This is a genomic window from Streptomyces sp. NPDC091287, assembly GCF_044768525.1.
Taxonomy (GTDB): Bacteria; Actinomycetota; Actinomycetes; order Streptomycetales; family Streptomycetaceae; genus Streptomyces.
In genome coordinates this window covers 148,217-170,054 of the sequence record NZ_JBIVUV010000004.1, presented here as the reverse complement: position 1 = coordinate 170,054, position 21,838 = coordinate 148,217, and the positions used below count along the sequence as shown (strand labels likewise).

Sequence of the window (21,838 nt, the reverse complement as noted above, 5' to 3'; positions counted from 1 at the left end):
TGGAAGCCCTTTCAGCGGAGGTAGACACGGTCGGGGTCGACATCGTCCCGCAGGAGCCGCAGCTCGGCGGGGGTGGGCGGGGCCGTCGTCGCCACCGTGCCGGCCGTCTTCAGCTCCCAGCCGGTCGCGGCCCGCACCTGTTCGACGGTGACCCCGGGATGGACGGCGACCAGCCGCAGTTCGTCGCCGACGCCCTCCCTGGCGAGGACGCCCAGTTCGGTGACGACCCGGGTGACGCCGACGCCCAGCGGGCGGATCCCGTCCGCCAGCGCCCGGTCCGGGCCCGGCGTGGTGCAGAAGTCGAGGACGTCGGCGAAGGAACGGGGTGTGTGGCGGCGCATCACCACGAACACCTCCCGGGCGTTCGCCATCACCTCGACCGCCCCACCGGAACCCGGCAGCCGCACCGACGGGCGGTCCCAGTCCCCGATGACCGAGGTGTTGAGGCTGCCCCACCGGTCGATCTGCGCGGCCCCCAGGAAACCCACGTCGATGTGCCCGCCCTGGAGCACCGAGCCGAACAGGGTGGGCATCGACACCACCGCCTCGGCCCCGGTGATCAGGACGGCGTCCGCGATGGTCTCCGGCAGCCGGGAAGGGTGCGCCCCGCAGACCCCGGACTCGTACACCACCTCGATGCCCGGCGCGACGGTCAGCCGCGCCAGCTCGGCCGCCAGCGTCGGCAGCCCGATCCCCGCGAACACCGCGCGGCGTCCGGCCAGTTCACGCGAGGCGACGACCGACAGCAACTCCGAGGAGGTGACGGGCCGCGTGGCTTTCGGATCCTGCTCGCTCACAGCCGCCTCCCGTAGTTCACCGGCTCGCTCAGCGCCTCGCCGACCGCCAGCCCCGCCCAGAACTCCTCGCCCAGCTTCGCCACGTACTCCGCGTGGTCGGCGGTGCCGTACACCCACTCCTCCAGCCACTCCCGCAGCCGAGCCGGGTCCTTGCTGATCGCGGACCAGGAGCGGTAGAAGGCGTTGTCCCGGTCGTAGTAGCCCTGCGCGAACGAGGGGTGCGCCCCGCGCGGACAGACCACCACCGCGTCGACCGCGTGGGCCGGAATCAGCGTGCGGTTCGGGTCCGAGCGGACCACCTCGTCCGCCACCAGCTCCTCCACCACCACGACCGCTTTCTCCGCCGCGTACACCGCCTCGGCCTGGACGCCGGTCAGCCCCCAGACCTGGGTGTTTCCCCGGCGGTCGGCGCGCTGCGCGTGGACGATCGTCACGTCCGGGTTGACGGGCGGCACGACGTAGATCTGCTCGGCTCCCCCGTCGGCGGCCGGGTAGGGCGAGACGACCTTGCGGATGCCGGGGTTGACGGACGTCAGGTCGCTGCCCGCGTACGAGCGCAGCGGGTAGAACGGCAGCCGCTGCGCCCCCGCGAGATAGCGGCACACCATCCCGTAGTGGCTGTACTCCTCGAACGCCAGCGGCTCCGGGTCGGCGTGCTCGATCCGCCGCCGCAGCTCCCCGAGCGAACCGGCGGAGGAGTTCCCCACGAAGGAGGAGACCAGCCCCGTCACACACCCGGCCGCCAGCATCTGGTCCACCACGATGTCCGCCGTCATCCGGACGACCGTGAGATTCCGGCGGCCCTGCCGGATGATCTCGTGACCGGCGGCGGTGGGGATGAGATGGGTGAACCCTTCGAGGCTCACGGTGTCCCCGTCGCGGACGAAGGCGGCGACGGCCTCCCTCATCGACATGACCTTGCCGGCCGTCCGGTCCACGGTTCTCCTCATCGTCCGCATACGCGGGCCCCACGGTGTCAGGACCCATTGATGGCTGTCCAATACCGAATTAAGGTCGGATCAAGACCCGGGGCATATCAATGACGCGAGGGGGTGCCGCCCATGGAACTGCGCCACCTCAAGGCCTTTCTCGCCGTGGCCGAGGAGCTGCACTTCGGCCGGGCCGCCAAACGCCTCCAGATGGCACAGCCGCCCCTGAGCCAGCAGATCCGGCAGCTGGAGAAGGAACTCGGCGTCCAGCTGTTCCGCCGCAACACGCGCTCCGTCCGGCTCACCGGCGCGGGGGAGACCTTCCTCGACCCCGTTCGGACCGTCCTCGACGACCTCGACACAGCTGTCCGGGCCGCCCGCTCGGCGGGCCGGGGCGAGTACGGCCGGGTGACCATCGGCTTCGCCGGAGCCTCCAGCCACGAGACGCTGCCCCGCCTCACCCGCGCCGTGCGCGCCGCACACCCCGGCCTCGAACTGGTCATGACCGGTCAGACGTACGCCAACGTCGCACTGTCCCGGGTCGCCGACGGCTCCCTCGACCTGGGCTTCGTCCGGCTGCCGGTGACCCGGCCCGGAGTGGAGCACCGGGTGATCGACGAGGAGGAGCTGCTGTGCGCCCTGCCGTTCGACCACCCGCTCGCCCGGCACGAGGCGGTGCCGCTCGGCGAACTGGCGGACGAACCGTTCGTCTCCTTCCCCGCCAACTCCGGCTCCACCGTGCGCGACGCCATGACCGAGGCCTGCGAGAGCGCCGGGTTCACCCCGCGCGTCGTCCAGGAGGCCCCCGACTCGTACACGATCATGGCGCTCGTCGCCGCCGGGGTCGGCGTCACCCTCACGGTCACCTCCGTACGCCACATCCAGCAGAGCGGACTGGTCTACCGGCCCCTCACCGGACCGCCCATCCGCCGCCAGGCGGCCCTCGCCTGGCGTGCCGACAACCCCTCCGCCGCCCTGCACGCCGTGCTCGCCGTCGCCCGGGACGCCCTGCCCACCCCCGTACGTGGACCGGGCGGAGGACCGATTGAGACGCCGGGCCTCTGAAAAGGGGGCACATCCGGTATTGGACCCGCTCAGTCACCGGATGCGAAGGTCACCCCACCACCCGTGCCCCGCCCGTCGCCCTGGTCGCCCTGGTCGCCCTGAAGGAAAGGCCCCGTCGTGCCGCTCGACGTCGTCATCTGCGAACCCCTGCGCACCCCCATCGGCCGGTTCGGCGGGGCCTTCGCCCAGCAGACCCCGGCCGCGCTGGCCGCACGTGTCATCGCGGAGATCGTCGCCCGCACCGGCATCGACCCCACCCGGGTCGACGAGGTGATCCTCGGCCACGCCTACCCCACCAGCGAGGCACCCGCCATCGGCCGGGTCGCCGCCCTGGACGCCGGACTGCCCACTACGGTCACCGGCTCCCAGACCGACCGCCGCTGCGGCTCCGGACTCCAGGCGGTGCTGGACGCGGCGATGCAGATCCGGGCCGGATTCAGCGACGTGGTGATCGCGGGCGGCGTCGACGTGATGAGCGCCGCCCCCTACTACACCCACGACGGACGCTGGGGCATCAAAGGGCCCGGCCTCCAGCTCCACGACGCACTCGCCCGGGGCCGCGTCACCGCCGGAGGCGTCAACCACCCGGTCCCCGGCGGCATGATCGAGACGGCGGAGAACCTGCGCCGGGAGTACGGAATCAGCCGGGCCGACCAGGACGCCCTGGCCCTGCGCTCCCAGCAGCGCGCCGCCCGCGCCGCGGCCGAGGGCCGCTACGACGCGGAGACCGTCCCCGTCACCGTGCGCACCCGGAAGGGTGAACACGTCGTCACCGCCGACGAGCACCCCCGGCCCGACACCACCGCGGAACAACTCGCGGCGCTCCGGCCGGTGATGGCGAAGTCCGACCCGGACGCCACGGTCACCGCGGGCAACGCCAGCGGCCAGAACGACGCGGCCGCCGCCTGCCTGGTCACCAGCGCCGCGACCGCCGAACGCCTCGGCCTCACCCCGCTCGTCCGCCTCGTCTCCTTCGCCCGCGCGGGGGTGCCCGCCGCGACGATGGGCATCGCCCCCGTCGCCGCCACCCGCACCGCGCTCGACCGGGCGGGCCTCACCCTCGCCGACCTCGACCTGATCGAGCTGAACGAGGCGTTCGCCGCCCAGGTGTTGGCCTGCACCAGGGAGTTGGGCCTCGGCGAGAAGGACCACGACGAGCGGATCAACGTCAACGGCTCGGGCATCTCGCTGGGCCACCCGGTCGGCGCCACCGGAGCCCGTATCCTCGCCACCCTCACCCGCGAACTCCACCGCCGCGAGGGCCGGTACGGCCTGGAGACGATGTGCATCGGCGGCGGCCAGGGCCTCGCCGCGGTCTTCGAACGCATCGCGGACTGAGGGACAGGAATCCTTTGAGTAACAACGATCCGGCTTCCGTGATCTTCGAATCCGACCTCACGTTCCGGGTGTGGACATACGGGATCGGACACTCGCAGCTTCTGCTCCGATCCGCCTCGGACGAGTCCGAAGACGACGGAGTGGACCTCCTTTTCGAAGGCGTCGCCGCCATGCGGCTCACCATGCGGTACGAGGCGTTGAAGCTGCATTCCGTGGACGAGGAGGAGTTCAGGGACGTCTTCGCCGGTTCCGGCGTGGACGACAGGTGGCGAGGCTCCTTCGTCATCGTCCGCCTGGCGTCCCGATCGGGTGGAGGCTACGTGCAGTGCGCGAGGATCACCGCTGAACGGCGACGGGGGGAGAGCCCCTCGGGTCCCGATCCGGTCGGGTCGCGCGACATTCTCTGGAGCCTGCGTCCGTAGCCCGAATCCGTCGGCGTGACTGCGGCGGGCGCACGCAAAAGGTCCGGCCGGACAGTCCCCGCTGTCCGGCCGGACCTCGTTCTCCCGCAGGAGGTCTATCAGTCCCGCACGTTGCGGGTACGGCGCATCAGCACCGCACCGCCGAGCAGCAGCGCGGCGCTGGCGCCGGCCGCCAGGCCCAGGTCGGCGGCACCGGTGTCGGCCAGGTGCGCGCCCGGGACGTTGGACCCGGACGTACCGGACCCGGGCGTACCCGAGCCGGGTGTGTCGGTCCCGGGCGTGTCGGTACCGGGGGTGTCGGTCGGCGGCTCGTCGACGGGCGGCTGGTCCACAGGCGGCTCGTCGACCGGCGGCTCGTCGACGGGGGGCTCGTCGACCGGCGGTTCGTCGACCGGGGGCTCGTCCACCGGGGGCTCGTCGACGGGCGGTTCGTCGACGGGGGGCTCGTCCACCGGCGGTTCGTCGACGGGCGGTTCGTCGACGGGGGGCTCGTCGACCGGCGGTTCGTCGACCGGCGGCTCGTCCACCGGCGGGTGGTTGTGCTTCGGGCCGTCGGCGTTCACGCACTTGTTGCCGAAGGCCGGGTTCAGCAGAGCGATCACATTGACGGTGTTGCCGCACACGTTGACCGGGACGTGCACCGGCACCTGCACCGCGTTGCCCGAACCGACCCCCGGCGAACCGACGGCCGCACCCTCGGCCGACGCGTCGGCGTGCGCGGTGCCACCGACCGCCGCCAGGAGGCCCGATGCGGCCGCCATGACGATAATGCTTTTGTTCAAGACCTGTCGCATTACTTGCCCTTCCTTAGGACATTCGCGAGGACTTCGCGTGGGTGCTTCGCGCGCGGAGACGGGCAGCCATCGGGGGGAGCCGCGGCACAGCCGGATCCTGCGGCGAAGCCATGGTGAAAGTGATGAAGACGTGCGCGCTGGACGACTGCCATAACGACTCAGACTCAGGCGGGAAACTCGGATTTGCGTGGAAATTGTGTAATCACCCGAACGGGTGGTGCCGTCGAACCCGGAACATCCCGGTTCGTGGATAAAGAGAAACGATTCGCCGTCAACTGCATTGATTGTCACTGGCGTTGACGGCAGAGAAGTGTCGTTTCCTGCACAGGTCACGGCTCGGAGTCGCCCGCCCTCGACCACCCGTTCGGGCGAGGAGGGTCGGAGGGGTGTGCGCAATTCCTTCACGAACAGGCGGTCGTACGAACAGAGATGGGGGGGCGGCCTCCGTGTCCGGCATTCGGGTGAATGGGCAGAACCTAATGCCGGGCGGCGAGTTGAGCCAGGGTGCTCCGCTACGGGGCGATCGGTACGAGAAGGGTTAATCGTGATCAAGAAGGTTCTGGCTACGGGCGCTGTCGCCGCCTCCATCCTCGGTCTCGGCACGACGCAGGCCATGGCCATCGCCAACGACGGCGGCACCACCACGGTCAACGGCAACGGCGCCTCGCAGGCGTACGGCAACTCCGAGACCCACGGTGACTGGAGCCCGCAGTTCGCGCTCATCCAGGGCTCGCTGAACAAGCCCTGCATCGCCCTGCCGGCCAAGGCGAACCTCGGCTCCCTCATCGGCGTCGTGCCGATCTCGGTCCAGGACATCAACGTCCTGTCCTCCCCGCAGAACCAGCAGTGCACCGAGAACTCCACCCAGGCCAAGGGCGACGAGGCTCTGTCGCACATCCTGGAGGACATCCCGATCCTCTCCGGCAACGGTGCCGGCAACAACTGATCCGCAGCCGCCCTACTCGGGCCCGAGTCCTCGGAGTTCCTCCACCGGGCGGCTCGGGCCCGTCGCCGTTCCGCGACGCGCGCGCACGGTTTCCTCGCCCGCCTCTCCGCCGCGATCCCAGGGGCATTGCGGCATTCGGGCGGATATCCGGGAATCCGCCCGTCGAACAGTTCCCATCCTGGGCGTTCATCGTTACGTAGGACAGCGCCGGAGTCGCGAGCGGTCAGGAAACGGCTCGGGCGGGCACGAAAGACGTGACCGCACCGGACTCCGCCCAGGAAAGGGACAAACAGTGAAGTTCACCAAGGTTGCCGCAGTCGCCGCCGGTACGCTCATGGCGATGGGTGCCGCCGCGCCGGCCATGGCCGACTCGGGTGCCGAGGCCATTGCCGCGCACTCCCCGGGCGTGCTGTCCGGCAACGTCCTCCAGGCCCCGATCCACATTCCGGTCAACGTCTGCGGCAACACCATCAACGTGATCGGTGCGCTGAACCCGGCGTTCGGCAACACCTGCATCAACAAGTGACCCTCTGACCGGCCGGGCCCCGGGCCCGTGACCGGTGGGCCCCGGGCGATGGATGCCGTCCGGGGCCTTTTCGCGGCCCGGCTCCGGGGCCCGGAATCGCGGAAGGCGCCGGAGAAAGTCGTCGCCCCATAGTTTCCCGAATGCGGCCGGATCGTTGATCAGGGAGAAAGCGGCAGAAGTCACAGGTAAAGAAAGCTTGTGTGCGGCACGGGAACGTGACCGAAACAGATGCCGCGCAGAAGGGAACCAGAAAAGTGAAGTACGCGAAGACCGCCGCCCTTGTTGCCGGTTCCGTGGCTGCCCTCGGAGCGGCCGCTCCCGCCTTCGCCGCTACTACGCCCACGGCCCCCAACTTCAGCCTCGACAGCGGCCTCAACCAGGTGATGGCCAGTGCCCCGCAGGTCGTGGACCCGGTGGTGGGCACGGTCGCCGAGACCGCCGAGACGGTCTCGAAGGACGGCACGGTCGGCAAGCTGGCGGGCCAGGCAACCGGGGTGGCCGAGGGCGCCGCTCCGCTGCTGGGCGGAGTTCCCCTCGGCGGCTGACCGCCGCAGCACGACCGTTCCACCTGGTTCTTCCACCGATCCGCATCACTCCCCAGAAGGGCTCCTTCATGTTCAAGAAGATCATGGCCTCGGCCGCCGTCGCCGCCTCGGTCGTCGGTGTCTCCGCCGCTGCCGCCGCACCCGCCATGGCCATCGCCAACGACGGCGGCACCACCACGGTCAACGGCAACGGCGCCTCGCAGGCGTACGGCAACTCCGAGACCCACGGTGACTGGAGCCCGCAGTTCGCGCTCATCCAGGGCTCGCTGAACAAGCCCTGCATCGCCCTGCCGGCCAAGGCGAACCTCGGCTCCCTCATCGGCGTCGTGCCGATCACGCTCCAGGACATCAACGTCCTGTCCTCCCCGCAGAACCAGCAGTGCACCGAGAACTCCACCCAGGCCAAGGGCGACGAGGCTCTGTCGCACCTGCTGAACGACATCCCGATCCTCTCCGGCAACGGCGCCGGCAACAACTGAGACCGGGTAGCCCGGGTCCGCTCCGGCCGACCCGCGTGGGGCCAGTCCATCCGTACGGCGATCGTTCCTTCGCCGGACCGGACGGACTGGCCCTTCGTCGTGTGCCAACGCCTCCGGCCGGGTTGTCCGGTTGGGCCGGATGCCGTAGCACCGGCTGACGATCCGGGCCGGGCCGGGTAGGGCCTCCGTATGGATCCGTACGACAGTCAGACCCCGCAGGGCGGAGCACGGCGGCCCGCGACGGGCGGCACACCGATCTACGACCGGCTCGTCGCCGAGTGGCAGGCGGCCGGAGGCCTCCACCCCCTCTCGGAGCCGCACCGGGACCAGGCGCCCCCGCACGGCGGGTTCGTACCGGCGGCCCGCACCTCGGACGAGGGTTCCGGAGCCGGGGCCCCCGGAGGGTGAGCCCCCGAGGACCGAGGAGTGGCGTCGACCTTGCGCCGGAACGAACCCATTTGAGTGGTACTGCGCAACCGATCGGGGGTGGTGGCAGTTGATCAGTACGTTCCACAACGGGACGCTCCGAAAGGTGAAGTTGATGAAGAAGATGATGGCCGGCGCTGCAGTGGCCGTGTCCCTGCTCGGTCTGTCCGCAGCCGCGGCTCCCACGGCCATGGCGATCGGCAACGACGGTGGCACCACCACGGTCAACGGCAACGGTGCCGAGTCGGAGATCGGCAACGCCGAGACGGAGGGCAACTGGAGCCCGCAGAACCAGCTCGTCCAGGGCACCCTGAACAAGCTCTGCGTCGGCCTGCCCGCCAAGGTCAACGTCGGTTCGCTCATCGGCATCGTGCCGATCACGGTTCAGGACATCAACGTCCTGTCCAACCCGCAGAACCAGCAGTGCACCGACAACTCCACCCAGGCCAAGGGCGACGAGCCGCTGTCGCACATCCTGGACGACATCCCGGTCCTCTCGGGCAACGGCGTCGGCAACAACTGACGCACCACAGCCTGAGGTGTTGAGTGCGGGCGGTCCGGAGATCACACTCCGGGCCGCCCGTCCTCGTTCCGTGCCAACGGCCCCGCCGCGGGTCGCACGCCGCACGGGTGAGGCCCACCACTCCACGGGGGGTGGTGGGCCTCGTCGTGTGTTCGGGGCGGCGGGCGGAAGGGCTCCTCAGCCCAGGGAGCGGACCGGGAGCAGGCAGTGGGCGGCGGTGCGGACGACCTCCACGTCGGTGGCGAAGGCCCGCAGCCGGTCCTCGCTGACCGGCTGCCCGGGCACGGCGTCCGGCCACGGGCTGGTGGCGAACATCCCGTAGACCTGGCCCTGGGCCTGCGCGGCGGCCAGCCACTCCGCCGGGGCGGGGTACTGCGCCGAGAGATGAGGCAGTGTCAGGACGGCCTGCCCCGCCTGGACGAGGAGCTTCGCCTGCACGCCCCGGCTCTCGGCCGCGTCCTGGATCGGGCCGCCGACGTGGAGGCCCGCGCGCTCCAGTGCGGCGCGCATGGCCTCGCGGCCGATCTCCGGACCGTCCTGCCCGTCGCCGAGCGAGTAGGCGAGGAGGAAGGCGGTGTCCTGGTCGGCGTCGGGCTGCCGACCGCTCCAGCCGATCAGGATCTGCGTGCCCAACTGGGCTTGGGTGAACGTGCCGGTGGAGGCCTGGGGTGTGGTCATGCTCGGCACCCTAACGGCCCCGGACCAGGCTCTATGCATGCGTATCACCCGATCGGGGGAGATCTACGCCCAACTCCGGCGAACACCCCGGTCGGGCCGCCTCCTTCGGAGGTGCGCGGAAAAGCTGTTGACGCCGCTCCCGGGGGCCCGGCTAATCTGGCCACTGTTCCGGGCGCCGCCATGACGCCTGCGGCAAGGAAACGGAAAGAACCAGGAGGTGAGGACATTGATGACTGTCGTTGCGATGGGCACTGCCCACAACCGGAAGAGCATCGTCCTCATCCCCGTGGCCACCGGCTGACCGACTTCCCTCATTCCCGCGCCGAGCGCGCGTGCCGGGGCCACCCTGTGAAGGGTTTCCCTTGTCTTTCTCGTTCCTCACCGCTCCTTCCTCCTCGCACCCGCTGACTTCGTACGGCTGGGACGAGGACTGGGCGGCGGCTTTCTCCCCGTACGCCGAGCAGGGGCTCGTGCCGGGACGCGTCGTGCGCGTGGACCGCGGTCAGTGCGACGTGATCACCGCCGACGGCCCCGTCCGCGCCGACACCGCGTTCGTCGTGCCCCGTGACCCGATGCGGATCGTCTGCACCGGCGACTGGGTGGCGCTCGACGCCGACGGCGATCCGCGCTTCGTCCGTACGCTGCTGCCCCGTCGCACCGCTTTCGTCCGCTCCACCTCCTCCCAGCGGTCCGAGGGGCAGGTGCTCGCCACCAACATCGACCACATCGCCATCTGCGTCTCGCTCGCCGTCGAGCTGGACCTCGGCCGGCTGGAGCGCTTCCTCGCGCTCGCCCTCTCCAGCTCCAGCGGCGCCGCCCTGCTCGGCGACGGCCGGGGCGCGGGCCAGGGTCCCGAACCGATCGTGCTGCTGACCAAGGCGGACCTGGTGCCCGACGCGGTCACGCTGTCCCACCTCGTCCAGGACGTCGAGGCGATCGCCCCCGGTGTCCAGGTGCTGCCCGTCAGCTCCACCACGGGCGAGGGGCTCGACGTCTTCGGAGCCGTCGTCTCCGGTGGTACGAGCGTGCTCCTCGGCATCTCCGGCGCGGGCAAGTCGACCCTCGCCAACACCCTGCTCGGCCAGGACGTCATGGACGTACAGGCCGCCCGGGACGTCGACGGCAAGGGCCGGCACACCACGACGACCCGCAACCTGCTCGTCCTGCCGCACGGGGGCGTCCTCATCGACACCCCCGGGCTCCGCGGAGTGGGCCTGTACGACGCCGGGACGGGGGTCGGCGAGGTGTTCTCCGAGATCGCGGAGCTGGCCACCCGATGCCGGTTCCACGACTGCGCCCACCAGGCCGAACCGGGGTGCGCCGTCCTCGGCGCGCTGGAGGACGGGGTCCTGCCCGAGCGGCGGCTCGACAGCTACCGCAAGCTGATCCGCGAGAACCAGCGGATCGTCGCCAAGACCGACGCCCGGGTGCGCTCCGAGATCCTGCGGGACTGGAAGCGCAAGGGCGCGGAGGGGCGCGCGGCCATGCAGGCCAAGCGCGGCCGGGTGCGGTAGCCCGGAGCGACCGGTTCGACGTCCGAAAACCGCGAGTGCGGTGGCCCCGGCTGCCGCACACTGGACGGTGTGATGGACGAACGGACCCGATACGAGGCGGTCAGCAGCCGCGACGCGCGGTTCGACGGCGCGTTCTTCTTCGCCGTCGCGACCACCGGCATCTACTGCCGGCCGAGCTGCCCCGCCGTCACACCCAAACGCGCCAACGTGCGCTTCTACCCCACCGCGGCGGCGGCCCAGGCCGGCGGCTTCCGGGCCTGCCGCCGCTGCCGGCCGGACGCCGTGCCCGGCTCCGCCGAGTGGAACGTCCGCGCGGACGTCGTCGGCCGGGCGATGCGCCTGATCGGCGACGGCGTGGTGGACCGCGAGGGCGTCCCCGGACTCGCCGGGCGGCTCGGCTACAGCGCCCGGCAGGTCCAGCGCCAGCTCAACGCCGAGCTGGGCGCGGGACCGGTCGCACTCGCCCGGGCCCAGCGCTCCCACACCGCCCGGGTGCTCCTCCAGACCACCGGGCTGCCGGTCACCGAGATCGTCTTCGCCGCGGGGTTCGCCAGCGTCCGGCAGTTCAACGACACCATCCGGCAGATCTACGCCCGCACACCCAGCGCCCTGCGCGCCGAGGCCGGCACGGGGCTCGGCGGCGGACGCCGCGAGGGGACCAGGGCCGGGATCCCGCTGCGGCTCGCCCACCGGGGCCCGTACGCCACCGCCCCCCTGTTCGACCTGCTGGCCGCGGGAGCGGTCGCCCGGGTCGAGGAGGTGACGGGACCGCCCGGCCGCCGCGTCTACCGGCGCACCCTGCGACTGCCGTACGGGGCCGGGCTCGTCGCGGTCGACGAGGCCGCGCCCGGCGGCCCCTGGCTGGAGGCCCGGATCCAGCTCACCGACCTCCGCGACCTGACCACCGCCGTCCAGCGGGTGCGCCGCCTGTTCGACCTGGACGCCGACCCGTACGCCGTGGACGAGGCGCTGGCCGCCGACCCCCGGCTCGCCCCGCTGGTCGCCGCCCGTCCCGGGCTGCGGTCGCCGGGCGCGGCCGACCCGGAGGAGGCCGCGGTGCGGACCCTGGTGGGGCGCGAGGCCGCCGGGGAATTGGTCGAGCGGTACGGGAAGCCGCTGGACGTGCCGTGCGGCGGGCTCACCCATGTGTTCCCGGAGCCGGACGTGCTCGCCGGTTCCGCCGATGACCCGGCCCTCGCGGCCCTGGCCGCCGCGCTCGCCGACGGCGGGCTGCGGCTGGACCCCGGGGCCGACCGCGACGAGGCGGAACGGACGCTGATGACGCTGCCCGGGATCGGCCGCCGCACCGCCGCCCTGATCCGGATGCGGGCGCTCGGCGACCCCGACGTGGACCCGTACGGAACACCGGGCGCGGAGCGGTGGCGGCCCTGGCGCTCCTACGCCGTACGTCATCTGGAGGCGGCGGGGGCGGCGGTCCTCGGCTGACCCGGACCCCGGTCAGCCGAGGACCGCCGCCGGCTGACCGGGCCCCGGGGCGCCCCGGTCAGCCCCAGAGCACCGCGCCCAGCCAGGCGCCCGCGACCAGCAGACAGCAGAACAGCTCCACCAGCACCGCGTAGCCCGTCGCCCGCATGACCGAGCGCACTGACGCCCAGCCCGCGCCGCGGCTCCCCAGCCGCAGCCGCTCAGCGCCGAAGATGGCCCCCACGTACCCGAGGATCCCGCCGACCACGGGCACGACGAAGAAGCCCACGATCCCGGCGACCCCGCCGATCACCAAGGTCCGGCGAGGCGCCCCGGAATCGCCCGGGCGGCGCGGTGGCAGCAGCGGTTTGAGGGCCTGGTTCAGCAGCATCAGCGCCGTCGCGCCGATCAGGACGCCCCAGGCGGCCGGCGTCATGTCCGTCAGCGCCCACCACAGCACCGCCGCCCAGACGATCGCCTGACCCGGCACGCCCGGCACCAGCACCCCGACCAGGCCCAGCAGCATGACCAGGCCCACGGCGACGAGCTGCCACACACTCATCTGACCAGCCTGCCGGAGAGTGCCCCGCTCCGCCCGTCAGCGGACCCCGGCCACCTGCGGCGACCTGCGCCGATGCGACGTCAGGCCGACTCGGTACGGGCCACCCAGCCACGCTCGTACGCATGCCAGCCCAGCTGGAGCCGCGTCGAGACCCCCGTGAGCTCCATCAGGCCCTTGACGCGGCGCTGCACGGTCCGCAGCCCCAGATCCAGCTGCTTGGCCACGCTGGCGTCTGTCAACCCCGCCAACAGCAACGACAGGATCTCCAGATCCGTCGGATCCGGCCCGACCCCGTCCTCGCGCACCCCGCCGCCGCCCTCGCCCAGCCGCAGGGGCATCGCCTCCCGCCACACCGCCTCGAAGAGGCCCATCAGTGACTCCAGCAGACCGCTGGCGTGCACGACCAGAGCGGCCGGCTCCGCCCCCCGAGCGGTCAGCGGGACCATGGCGAGGCTCCCGTCGGCCACCACCAGCTTCGTCGGCACCCGGTCCACCACCCGGCACTGCTCGTCCCGGCTCAGCGCCGCCGACAGCTCCAGGATCCCGAACGGCGTCGACAGCACCTCACGCTCGACCACCACCCGGTAGCTCACCCCGCGCGACGTCGCCCGCTCCTCGGACTCGTTCTCCATCCCGGTCACCGCGATCGGCTTGCCCGTCACCAGGGCGCACACCTCCGACACCGCTCCCAGCTGCAACTGGTGGAAGCGCTGGGCGACGGCGCTCGCCCCCGTCACCACCTCCACCAGGTCGTGCACCGCCGGCTCGCTCGCCTCGGCCCGGTACTCCTCGGCGAGCAGCGCGGACGCCAGCTCCGCCTGTTCCAGCTCGTGCCGCTGCTGGATCAGCAGCGCGCCGAGCGCCACGCCGGGCGGCGCCGCCACCCAGCGGCCCGGCCGGGCCGACGACTGTGCGGCCAGGCCCTGCTGCTCCAGCCGCCGCAGCACCCGTTCGGTGTCCGCCTCGGGCAGCGCCAGCCGGTGCGCGAGATCGGCGAGCTCCGCGGCTCCCGCCGCGACGAGCGCGCGGTACGCGGCTTCCTGTCTCTCGTCGAGACCTATGGCCCCCAGCATTCTCCGACCTCCCCGGGTGTGGTGATCGCGCATCGAGGCGCCCCTGCGACGGGTCCCGGGTGGCGGGAAGAGGCCACGGCGTAAACCCGCCGCCCACATCATCCCCTGTACCCCCGGCCCCTCTGCCACTGTGGCGCCACCGCAGCACCAACAACCTCCGGAATGCGGCCTTTTGGGCTGCTTCGTTCCGGATTGACCTGGGGAGAGCGATGCGCCCGATATCGCGTACGGCACTCGGAGCGGCGACCGCCGCCGTGCTCGCCGTCACGGTGATCGCGCCGTCGGTGGCCGCGCCACCGGACGAGCGGGACCCGAACAGACCGATCACCGGGAGCGCGGCCACCACCGCCGATGCCCCGAAGCCCGTCACCCTGACGCTCGTCACCGGCGACACGGTGCTGGTGACCACGGACGCCTCGGGGGCGTCCGCCGCCACCGCCCTGCCCCGCGCGGACGGCAGCGTGCCGCTCGTGCAGACCCGGCAGTCCGGCCCGGACCTGTACGTCTACCCCGAATCCGCCGTGTCCGCGCTCGCCGCGGGCACCGTGGACGAGGAGCTGTTCAACGTCACCGGGCTCATCCGCCACGGGTACGACGACAGCCACGCCGACGCCGTCCCGCTGATCGCCACCTACACCGGCGACACCGCCCGCCGCGCCCCGCTCACCCCGCGCGGGGCAGAGCGCGGAGCGGCTCTCGACGTCATCGACGGACTCGCGCTGAAGGCCGACAAGAAGCGGGCAGCCGAGTTCTGGGCCGACCTCACCGCACCCCGCTCCCGTTCGGGGGCCGGGCTCAAGAAGCTCTGGCTCGACCGCAAGGTTCAGGCCAGTCTCGACAAGTCGACGAAGCAGGTCGGCGCCGACCTCGCCTGGGCCGCCGGCTACGACGGGACCGGCGCCAAGGTTGCCGTCCTGGACACCGGGGCGGATGCCGAACACCCCGACCTCCAGAACCGGATCACCGCCTCGGAGAACTTCACCGACTCCGACACCACCGACGACCGCCAGGGCCACGGCACTCATGTCGCGTCCACCGTCGGCGGCTCCGGCGCGGCGAGCGGAGGAAAGAACAAGGGCGTCGCGCCCGGCGCCGACCTGATGGTCGGCAAGGTCCTGAACGACAGCGGCTCCGGCGCGGCCTCCTGGATCATCGCGGGCATGCAGTGGGCGGTCGACAGCAAGGCCGACGTCGTCTCGATGAGCCTCGGCAGCGCCGAACCCACCGACTGCACCGACCCGATGAGCCTGGCCGCCGAGGAGCTCGGCAAGAACAAGGACACCCTCTTCGTCGTCGCCGCCGGAAACCTCGGCCCGTCCCTGAACACCGTCTCCTCGCCCGGCTGCGCACCCGGTGTACTGACCGTCGGAGCGGTCGACCGGGACGACACCACCGCGAACTTCTCCAGCCGCGGACCCGCGATCGTCTCGCACACCCTCAAGCCCGAGATCGCCGCGCCCGGAGTCGCCATCTCCGCAGCCGCCGCGGGCGGCCGGGGCCCGGACGCGTACCGGTCCCTGTCCGGTACGTCGATGGCGACCCCGCATGTCGCGGGAGCCGCCGCCGTGGTGAAGCAGCGTCACCCCGACTGGACCGCCCAGCAGATCAGGGCCGCCCTCGTCTCCTCGGCGCGGAGCGCCGTCCCCGGCGACGTACGCGAGACCGGAGGCGGCCGTCTCGACGTCGACCGTGCCGTGCGTACGACCGTACTCGGCGCACCGGCCGTGCAGGGCGGCACCTTCAACTGGCCCCAGGACAAGAGCGACCGCGCCACCGTCGCCGTGCCCTACACCAACACGAGCGGGAAGCCGGTCACCCTCTCGGTGAAGGTCGCGGGCGTCACCGGGAACGACGGCTCGACCGTCCGCTCCACCATCGCGTCCCTCGGCCGGAAGTCCGTCACCGTGCCCGCCGGGGCGACCGTCGAGGTGCCCCTCGCGCTGGCTCCCGACGCCCGGCTGACCGCCGCCCAGTACGGTGACGTCACCGGCCGGGTACTCGCCACAGGCGCCGGGGGAGTGAGGATATCCACCCCGTTCTCCCTGTACGTGGCTCCGGAGACGGTCACCCTGCGCGTCAAGCTCGTCGACCGCACCGGCAAGCCCGCCGACGGCGTCTCCTCCCTCGACCTCATCGGCACCGACACCGCGTCCGGCGAACGCCGCTTCAACGAGGGCGCCACCGACCAGATCTACCGTGTCCGCCCCGGCGCGTACTTCGTCTCCAGCTTCATCGCCACGCCCGACACCACGGACGCGACCGGTCAACTCGTCGGATCCGTCGGTTATCTGGCGCGGCCCCAGCTGAACGTCACGAAGGACACCACGCTCGTCCTGGATGCCCGCAAGGCGCACCGCCTGAAGGTGAAAACCGAGGACCGGGCCGCCGAGACACGCGGTGCGACCCTCGCGTTCGGGCGCTCGTGGGACGACACCTGGCTGCACTCGGGGTCCATCGCCGGCACCGGGCTGATCAAGGACTACCTGGTCGACGTCCAGGGCATGGCACGTGACGGGGACTTCGAGTTCGCCTCCGTCTGGCGCGCCTACGCCCCGCAGCTCCAGAAGTTCTCCCTGGTCGGCGGAGCGGACCTGCACCCCCGGCCCGCCACCACGGGCTCGGTCAACCTGGACGGCACCGGCCGGGCCGAGGTCGTCGACGCCGGTGCGGGCAGCGCCGCCGAACTGGAGGCCGCCGGCGCGAAGGACCGGATCGCCCTGGTGAAGGTGGGCGACGACGCGTCAGGCGTCCTGGCCCAGGCACGGGCCGCGCGGGACGCCGGCGCGAAGGCGCTCCTGGTGCACCGTCCCTCGGCCGGCGACTGGAAGCCGTCCATCGGCTACGGGGCCGCGCCCCTTCCGGTCCTCGGACTGCGGGCGGACGAGGCCGCCACACTGAGGACGGCTCTCGACAAGGGGAGGGCGGAGGTCTCCTGGACCGCCACGGCCGTCAGCCCGTTCGTGTACAACCTGTCGTTCCCCGAGAAGGGGCAGATCACCTCGGACCGCACCTACAAGGTCCGTGACAAGAAGCTCGGCTCGGTCGTCTCCACCCATGAATCCATGGGCGTGGCCACCGACTTCGTCGACACGCTCCTGGTCTCCCGGCCCTACGGCGCGACCTTCGGCGCGTCCTCGCTCGCCGTGGTCGCCGCCCCCGGAAAGCGCACCGAGTACTACACGGCGGGGGACACCGTCTGGCAGAAGATGCTCTCCTCCAGCTTCCCCTGGGGCGAGCTGATGACGGGCGACGCCCGTACGTACCGAGCGGGTCGGGCCACGACGGAGGAGTGGTACCGGGGGCTGCTGGTCCCCGGCGCACCGCGCGACGCGGCGGGCGCGGAGCTGCTCGCGGGCGAACGGCAGGGCGATCTGATCGGTGTCGCACCGGCGTTCATGACCGACTCCGAGCACATCGGTCAGCAGGGCTCGTTCGGTGACATCGGCAATATGCGGCTGAAGCGCGAGGGCGAACTCGTCGGCGACAGCGGCTATCCGTTCGGTGTCTTCACCGTGCCCGCCGAGGACGCCGCGTACGAACTCACCATGATGACCACGAAGATCGGCTCGCCCGCGGCGGTCTGGAAGCGGTCCACGCAGACGGAGACCACCTGGGCGTTCCGTTCCGAGCAGCAGCCGGACGTTACCTCGCAGGGGCTCCCGCTCCTGTTCCCGCGCTACGACGTGCCGTCGGACGGGATGAAGACCGTGCCCGCCGAGAACGGCCAGAGGATCGGGCTCGACGCGACCGGGCACGCCGGGTACACCCCCGGCGAACTCACCGGCGCGAAGGTCTCCTTCAGCTACGACGACGGCGAGACCTGGCACGCGGCCACCACCGCACAGCGGGCCGGCCGCTGGACCGCGACCGTCGACCACGCGGACGCGACCGGGAAGTCCGTCACGCTGCGGACGGAACTGAGCGACGCGAACGGCAACTCCGTGGTGCAGACCGTCAACGACGCGTACGTCGTGCGCTGAAGCGGTGGCCAGCTCATGAGCCGCTGAACCGGTGATCGGCCGATCGCACGAACGGCGGTAGTGCCGGCACGCCGCTCACTCCGACCGGTCCGCCGGGCGTCCTTCCCGTGGGGGGTGGGGCCGCCCGGCGGACCCATGTGCGCGCCACATTTTCCCGATGTCCCGTTTTCGGGCCGCCTTCGCGGTGGACAATATGGGCATGAGTCAGCAGGGGGAGAAGCCCGCCGCCCACGAGGACGACTGGTGGCGCAAGCTGTACGACGAGACCGCGCACGACACCGGTCCCGGCCGTGCGGCCGACAGCCTCGACGACCGCTTCGACTCCGTGTCGGACACGGTGAGCAGTCCGGGGGGCGACCACCGGGACACCGTGCGCGAGACCGTCCGGGACCCGTACGGCGACGCGTACGACCCCTACGCCGACCGCTACGAGGACCCGTACGCGGATGCGTACCGGCCGCCGCCCGAACGGAGCCGGTCCGTGGTGGCGCGGCGGGAGCCGTTGCCGGCCCCCGTCCCGGACCCCGTCCCAGACCTCGTCCCGCATCCTGAAGCGGCTCCAGGGCTCATGCCCGACCCCCGGTCGGCCTGGGACCCGTATGCGAAGCGCGACCGGCAGCCGGAGCGGGCCGCTGATGCCGTACCGGAGCGGAATCCGGTGCCGGAGTCGAATCCGGTGCCGGAGCCGGAGTCGAATCCGGTGCCGGAGCGGAAGCCGGAGCCGGAGTCGGCCGCCCCCGCCGGGCCGGAGCCGGCCGCCCCCCGCACCACCGTCTTTCCCGCCCCCTGGGAGGCGCCCGCCGGGCAGCCGGGGCCCCGGACGTTCGCCGCGCCGCGTGTGCCGGAAGCGCCCGAGCCCGCCCTCGCGCCCGACCCCAGCGCCCTGCACGTACTTCCGCCGGATCCCGCCGGCGACGAAGCGGCCGACCGCCGGCCGGCCGTCGGGCACCTCGGGGACCGGCCGCCCACCTACGACGCCGAGCCCGCCGCGCTGCCTTCCGCCACCTCCGAGAATCTGGACGGCCTCGCCCCCGACACCGTCCTGGACGGCGCGCGGTACGGGACGTACACCCTGCGCACCGCCTCCGTCCGTGGTGACTCCGCCCGCTTCCGCGGAGAACCCCGGCGCGACGGGCTGCTCACCGCCCGCTTCGGGGCGGCCGAGAGCGCCCTCGTCCTCGTCGCCGTGGCCGGCGGCGTCCGGGCGGGCGAAGCGGCGCACCTCGCCGCGGCCGACGCCTGCCGCTGGATCGGCGGTGCCGTCGCCCGCAGCCACATCCGGCTCTCCGAGGACATAAGAGCGGGCCGCCGCGGCGATCTGAAGGCCGGGCTGCACCGGCTCACCGACCGTACGTACGGCAAGCTGCGCGCCCGCGCCGCCGAACTCGGCGTGGCACCGGACGCGTACACCGCGAGCCTCCGGTGCCTCCTGCTCTCCGCCGACCCCGACTGCCGCACCCGCGTCTTCTTCGGCGTCGGCAGCGGCGGCCTCTTCCGCCTCCGCGACGGACTCTGGCAGGACCTGGAGCCCTTCGTCCCGGAGGGCGGCGGCCCGCGGGCGGGCGACGAGCAGGAGGAGGGCCCGGACGGGGACCGGCTGACCATGGACCTCCAGATCGCCGCACCGCCGTTTCCGAACGCCGACGGCCCCGCCCGGCAGCCTGCCGAGCCCTTCCGCTTCCGGGCCTCCGTGGCGCTCCCCGGCGACACGCTGCTGCTGTGCAGCAACGGATTCGCCGAGCCGATGCGCGGCGAGCCGGCGCTCCCCGGCGAGCTCGCCGAGCGCTGGGGGAGCGCCGGACCGCCCGGGCTGCCCGCCTTCCTCGCCGACACCCAGCTCCGGATCAAGGGGTACGCCGACGACCGCACCTGCGCCGCGGTCTGGGAGGCGTAACCGTGCACACCGTGGGTTGATGGATCCCGGAGCCCGGCGCAACGGTGTTTCGGGCTCCGGAGTCCGGACAACCGAAGTGCACGGAGCACGGGCAAGGAAGGGTGCGCACCCATGGCCAAGCAGAGCGTGGCGGAGCAGTTCGTCGACATCCTCGCCAGGGCGGGCGTCAAACGCCTGTACGGCGTCGTCGGCGACAGCCTGAACCCCGTCGTGGACGCCATCCGGCGTAACCCGGCCATGGACTGGATCCACGTCCGCCACGAGGAGACCGCCGCCTTCGCGGCCGGTGCGGAAGCGCAGGTCACCGGCGAGCTCGCGGCCTGCGCCGGCTCCTGCGGACCGGGCAACCTGCACCTCATCAACGGCCTGTACGACGCGCACCGCTCGATGGCCCCGGTGCTGGCCCTCGCCTCGCACATCCCCTCCAGCGAGATCGGTCTCGGCTACTTCCAGGAGACCCATCCGGAGCTGCTGTTCCAGGAGTGCAGCCACTACAACGAGATGATCTCCAACCCGGAGCAGATGCCGAGGCTGCTCCAGACGGCGATCCAGCACGCCATCGGACGCGGCGGCGTCAGTGTCGTCTCGATGCCGGGCGACATCGCCTCCAGGCCCGCCCCCGAGAAGAGCATCGAGCACGCCCTCGTCACCGCGCGGCCGACCGTGCGGCCCGGCGACGACGAGATCGACAAGCTCTGCCGCATGGTGGACGAGGCCAAACGGGTGACGCTGTTCTGCGGCAGCGGCACGGCCGGGGCGCACGCCGAGGTCATGGAGTTCGCCGAGAAGATCAAGTCTCCGGTCGGGCACGCGCTGCGCGGCAAGGAGTGGATCCAGTACGACAACCCGTACGACGTCGGGATGAGCGGGCTGCTCGGCTACGGCGCCGCGTACGAGGCGACCAACGAGTGCGACCTCCTCGTCCTGCTCGGCACGGACTTCCCGTACAACGCCTTCCTCCCGGACGATGTGAAGATCGTCCAGGTCGATGTGCGCCCCGAGCACCTCGGCCGCCGCTCCAAGCTCGACCTCGCGGTCTGGGGCGATGTGCGCGAGACGCTGCGCTGCCTGACACCCCGGGTGAAGCCGAAGTCCGACCGCAAGTTCCTCGACCGGATGCTGAAGAAGCACGCGAACGCCCTGGAGGGCGTGGTCAAGGCCTACACACGCAAGGTCGACAAGCACGTTCCCATCCACCCCGAGTACGTCGCCTCCGTGCTGGACGAGATGGCCGACGAGGATGCCGTGTTCACCGTCGACACCGGCATGAACAACGTGTGGGCCGCCCGCTATCTGACGCCCAACGGCAAGCGGCGGGTGATCGGTTCGTTCAGCCACGGCTCGATGGCCAACGCCCTGCCGCAGGCGATCGGCGCCCAGTTCACCGACCTGAACCGGCAGGTCGTCGCGATGTCCGGCGACGGCGGATTCTCCATGCTGATGGGGGACTTCCTCACCCTGGTCCAGTACGACCTGCCGGTGAAGGTCGTCCTGTTCAACAACTCCTCTCTCGGCATGGTCGAGTTGGAGATGCTGGTGGCGGGCCTGCCGTCGTACGGGACGAACAACGCGAACACCGACTACGCCGCCATCGCCCGTGCGGCCGGCGCCTACGGCGTACGCGTGGAGAAGCCCAAGCAGTTGCAGGGCGCGCTCAAGGACGCCTTCAAGCACAAGGGTCCCGCGCTCGTCGATGTGGTCACCGACCCGAACGCGCTCTCCATCCCGCCGAAGATCAGCGCCGACATGGTCACCGGGTTCGCGCTCTCCGCCAGCAAGATCGTGCTCGACGGTGGAGTGGGCCGGATGCTCCAGATGGCCCGCTCCAACCTCCGTAACGTGCCCCGCCCTTGAGGCGGCGGACGTCCGACCCCGTCACGCCGGGGTCAGACGCACCCGTTCCCTCCGAATGTGCGGGAACA

Annotated in this window: 20 protein-coding genes; 14 read left to right on the top strand and 6 right to left on the bottom strand. The window is 71.8% G+C overall.

Annotated features, from left to right (window positions below):
* Positions 1-11 precede the first annotated feature (11 nt).
* Positions 12-797: a CoA-transferase subunit beta gene (locus tag ACIQRW_RS07400; protein ID WP_403755748.1), complete on the bottom strand. Its 786-nt coding sequence runs from the start codon at positions 795-797 to the stop codon at positions 12-14.
* Positions 794-1,747: a CoA transferase subunit A gene (locus ACIQRW_RS07395; protein WP_403755746.1), complete on the bottom strand. Its 954-nt coding sequence runs from the start codon at positions 1,745-1,747 to the stop codon at positions 794-796. Before ACIQRW_RS07395 ends, ACIQRW_RS07400 begins: the two co-directional genes overlap by 4 nt.
* Positions 1,748-1,858: 111 nt before the next feature.
* Between ACIQRW_RS07395 and ACIQRW_RS07390 the strand changes: the two genes are divergently transcribed.
* The 3 genes from ACIQRW_RS07390 (at position 1,859) to ACIQRW_RS07380 (ending at position 4,551) form a co-directional block, all read left to right on the top strand.
* Positions 1,859-2,791 (top strand): LysR substrate-binding domain-containing protein, encoded by a 933-nt coding sequence (locus ACIQRW_RS07390; RefSeq protein ID WP_403755743.1) that lies wholly within the window; start codon positions 1,859-1,861, stop codon positions 2,789-2,791.
* Between the two features lie 117 nt (positions 2,792-2,908).
* Entirely contained in the window at positions 2,909-4,129 is a 1,221-nt protein-coding gene (locus ACIQRW_RS07385) for an acetyl-CoA C-acetyltransferase (protein WP_403755740.1), read from the top strand.
* A 38-nt stretch (positions 4,130-4,167) separates the two neighbouring features.
* Positions 4,168-4,551 carry a hypothetical protein gene (locus tag ACIQRW_RS07380; protein ID WP_403755738.1) on the top strand — a complete coding sequence of 128 codons (384 nt, stop codon included), beginning with the start codon at positions 4,168-4,170 and terminating at the stop codon, positions 4,549-4,551.
* A 98-nt stretch (positions 4,552-4,649) separates the two neighbouring features.
* Here the strand turns inward: ACIQRW_RS07380 and ACIQRW_RS07375 are convergent, their stop codons facing one another.
* Positions 4,650-5,345 carry a chaplin family protein gene (locus ACIQRW_RS07375; RefSeq protein WP_403755735.1) on the bottom strand — a complete coding sequence of 232 codons (696 nt, stop codon included), beginning with the start codon at positions 5,343-5,345 and terminating at the stop codon, positions 4,650-4,652.
* Positions 5,346-5,889: 544 nt separating this feature from the next.
* Between ACIQRW_RS07375 and ACIQRW_RS07370 the strand changes: the two genes are divergently transcribed.
* The 6 genes from ACIQRW_RS07370 (at position 5,890) to ACIQRW_RS07345 (ending at position 8,790) form a co-directional block, all read left to right on the top strand.
* The gene (locus tag ACIQRW_RS07370; protein WP_403755732.1) at positions 5,890-6,291 is read left to right on the top strand and encodes a rodlin; all 402 of its coding nucleotides are present in this window, start codon (positions 5,890-5,892) and stop codon (positions 6,289-6,291) included.
* 292 nt (positions 6,292-6,583) lie between these two features.
* Positions 6,584-6,817 (top strand): chaplin, encoded by a 234-nt coding sequence (locus ACIQRW_RS07365; protein WP_403755729.1) that lies wholly within the window; start codon positions 6,584-6,586, stop codon positions 6,815-6,817.
* A gap of 254 nt (positions 6,818-7,071) precedes the next feature.
* Positions 7,072-7,362: a hypothetical protein gene (locus ACIQRW_RS07360; protein WP_007449036.1), complete on the top strand. Its 291-nt coding sequence runs from the start codon at positions 7,072-7,074 to the stop codon at positions 7,360-7,362.
* Between the two features lie 68 nt (positions 7,363-7,430).
* A complete protein-coding gene (locus ACIQRW_RS07355) occupies positions 7,431-7,841 on the top strand; it encodes a rodlin (protein WP_403755726.1) in 411 nt (136 codons plus the stop codon).
* 189 nt (positions 7,842-8,030) lie between these two features.
* Positions 8,031-8,249 (top strand): hypothetical protein, encoded by a 219-nt coding sequence (locus ACIQRW_RS07350; RefSeq protein WP_403755723.1) that lies wholly within the window; start codon positions 8,031-8,033, stop codon positions 8,247-8,249.
* Between the two features lie 133 nt (positions 8,250-8,382).
* The gene (locus ACIQRW_RS07345; protein WP_403755720.1) at positions 8,383-8,790 is read left to right on the top strand and encodes a rodlin; all 408 of its coding nucleotides are present in this window, start codon (positions 8,383-8,385) and stop codon (positions 8,788-8,790) included.
* Positions 8,791-8,967: 177 nt separating this feature from the next.
* Here the strand turns inward: ACIQRW_RS07345 and ACIQRW_RS07340 are convergent, their stop codons facing one another.
* Entirely contained in the window at positions 8,968-9,468 is a 501-nt protein-coding gene (locus ACIQRW_RS07340; protein WP_403755718.1) for a DUF5949 family protein, read from the bottom strand.
* Positions 9,469-9,830: 362 nt separating this feature from the next.
* Here ACIQRW_RS07340 and rsgA point away from each other — a divergent pair, with 362 nt between their 5' ends.
* Positions 9,831-10,982, top strand: a complete 1,152-nt coding sequence (gene rsgA / locus ACIQRW_RS07335) for a ribosome small subunit-dependent GTPase A (RefSeq protein WP_403755715.1) — start codon at positions 9,831-9,833, stop codon at positions 10,980-10,982.
* A 72-nt stretch (positions 10,983-11,054) separates the two neighbouring features.
* Positions 11,055-12,428 (top strand): DNA-3-methyladenine glycosylase 2 family protein, encoded by a 1,374-nt coding sequence (locus ACIQRW_RS07330; RefSeq protein ID WP_403755713.1) that lies wholly within the window; start codon positions 11,055-11,057, stop codon positions 12,426-12,428.
* Positions 12,429-12,486: 58 nt separating this feature from the next.
* On the opposite strand, the gene ACIQRW_RS07325 is transcribed toward ACIQRW_RS07330, so the two are convergent.
* A complete protein-coding gene (locus ACIQRW_RS07325) occupies positions 12,487-12,969 on the bottom strand; it encodes a DUF456 domain-containing protein (RefSeq protein WP_403755710.1) in 483 nt (160 codons plus the stop codon).
* 80 nt (positions 12,970-13,049) lie between these two features.
* The gene (locus tag ACIQRW_RS07320) at positions 13,050-14,042 is read right to left on the bottom strand and encodes a helix-turn-helix domain-containing protein (protein ID WP_403755707.1); all 993 of its coding nucleotides are present in this window, start codon (positions 14,040-14,042) and stop codon (positions 13,050-13,052) included.
* Positions 14,043-14,251: 209 nt separating this feature from the next.
* Here ACIQRW_RS07320 and ACIQRW_RS07315 point away from each other — a divergent pair, with 209 nt between their 5' ends.
* The 3 genes from ACIQRW_RS07315 to ACIQRW_RS07305 all read left to right on the top strand — a co-directional run bounded on the left by ACIQRW_RS07315 (position 14,252) and on the right by ACIQRW_RS07305 (position 21,770).
* Positions 14,252-18,022 carry a S8 family peptidase gene (locus tag ACIQRW_RS07315; protein ID WP_403755704.1) on the top strand — a complete coding sequence of 1,257 codons (3,771 nt, stop codon included), beginning with the start codon at positions 14,252-14,254 and terminating at the stop codon, positions 18,020-18,022.
* 199 nt (positions 18,023-18,221) lie between these two features.
* Positions 18,222-19,916 (top strand): protein phosphatase 2C domain-containing protein, encoded by a 1,695-nt coding sequence (locus tag ACIQRW_RS07310; RefSeq protein WP_403755702.1) that lies wholly within the window; start codon positions 18,222-18,224, stop codon positions 19,914-19,916.
* A gap of 111 nt (positions 19,917-20,027) precedes the next feature.
* Complete coding sequence (locus tag ACIQRW_RS07305; protein ID WP_403755699.1) at positions 20,028-21,770, top strand: pyruvate dehydrogenase; 1,743 nt, start codon at positions 20,028-20,030, stop codon at positions 21,768-21,770.
* The last annotated feature ends 68 nt before the right edge of the window (positions 21,771-21,838 follow it).

Coding starts and splice junctions, on each gene's coding strand:
- ACIQRW_RS07395 (WP_403755746.1), bottom strand. CDS start 1,747: ATGAGGAGAACCGTGGACCGGACGGCCGGCAAGGTCATGTCGATGAGG.
- ACIQRW_RS07390 (WP_403755743.1), top strand. CDS start 1,859: ATGGAACTGCGCCACCTCAAGGCCTTTCTCGCCGTGGCCGAGGAGCTG.
- ACIQRW_RS07375 (WP_403755735.1), bottom strand. CDS start 5,345: ATGCGACAGGTCTTGAACAAAAGCATTATCGTCATGGCGGCCGCATCG.
- ACIQRW_RS07355 (WP_403755726.1), top strand. CDS start 7,431: ATGTTCAAGAAGATCATGGCCTCGGCCGCCGTCGCCGCCTCGGTCGTC.
- ACIQRW_RS07350 (WP_403755723.1), top strand. CDS start 8,031: ATGGATCCGTACGACAGTCAGACCCCGCAGGGCGGAGCACGGCGGCCC.
- ACIQRW_RS07345 (WP_403755720.1), top strand. CDS start 8,383: ATGAAGAAGATGATGGCCGGCGCTGCAGTGGCCGTGTCCCTGCTCGGT.
- ACIQRW_RS07340 (WP_403755718.1), bottom strand. CDS start 9,468: ATGACCACACCCCAGGCCTCCACCGGCACGTTCACCCAAGCCCAGTTG.
- ACIQRW_RS07330 (WP_403755713.1), top strand. CDS start 11,055: ATGGACGAACGGACCCGATACGAGGCGGTCAGCAGCCGCGACGCGCGG.
- ACIQRW_RS07325 (WP_403755710.1), bottom strand. CDS start 12,969: ATGAGTGTGTGGCAGCTCGTCGCCGTGGGCCTGGTCATGCTGCTGGGC.
- ACIQRW_RS07320 (WP_403755707.1), bottom strand. CDS start 14,042: ATGCTGGGGGCCATAGGTCTCGACGAGAGACAGGAAGCCGCGTACCGC.
- ACIQRW_RS07315 (WP_403755704.1), top strand. CDS start 14,252: ATGCGCCCGATATCGCGTACGGCACTCGGAGCGGCGACCGCCGCCGTG.
- ACIQRW_RS07310 (WP_403755702.1), top strand. CDS start 18,222: ATGAGTCAGCAGGGGGAGAAGCCCGCCGCCCACGAGGACGACTGGTGG.
- ACIQRW_RS07305 (WP_403755699.1), top strand. CDS start 20,028: ATGGCCAAGCAGAGCGTGGCGGAGCAGTTCGTCGACATCCTCGCCAGG.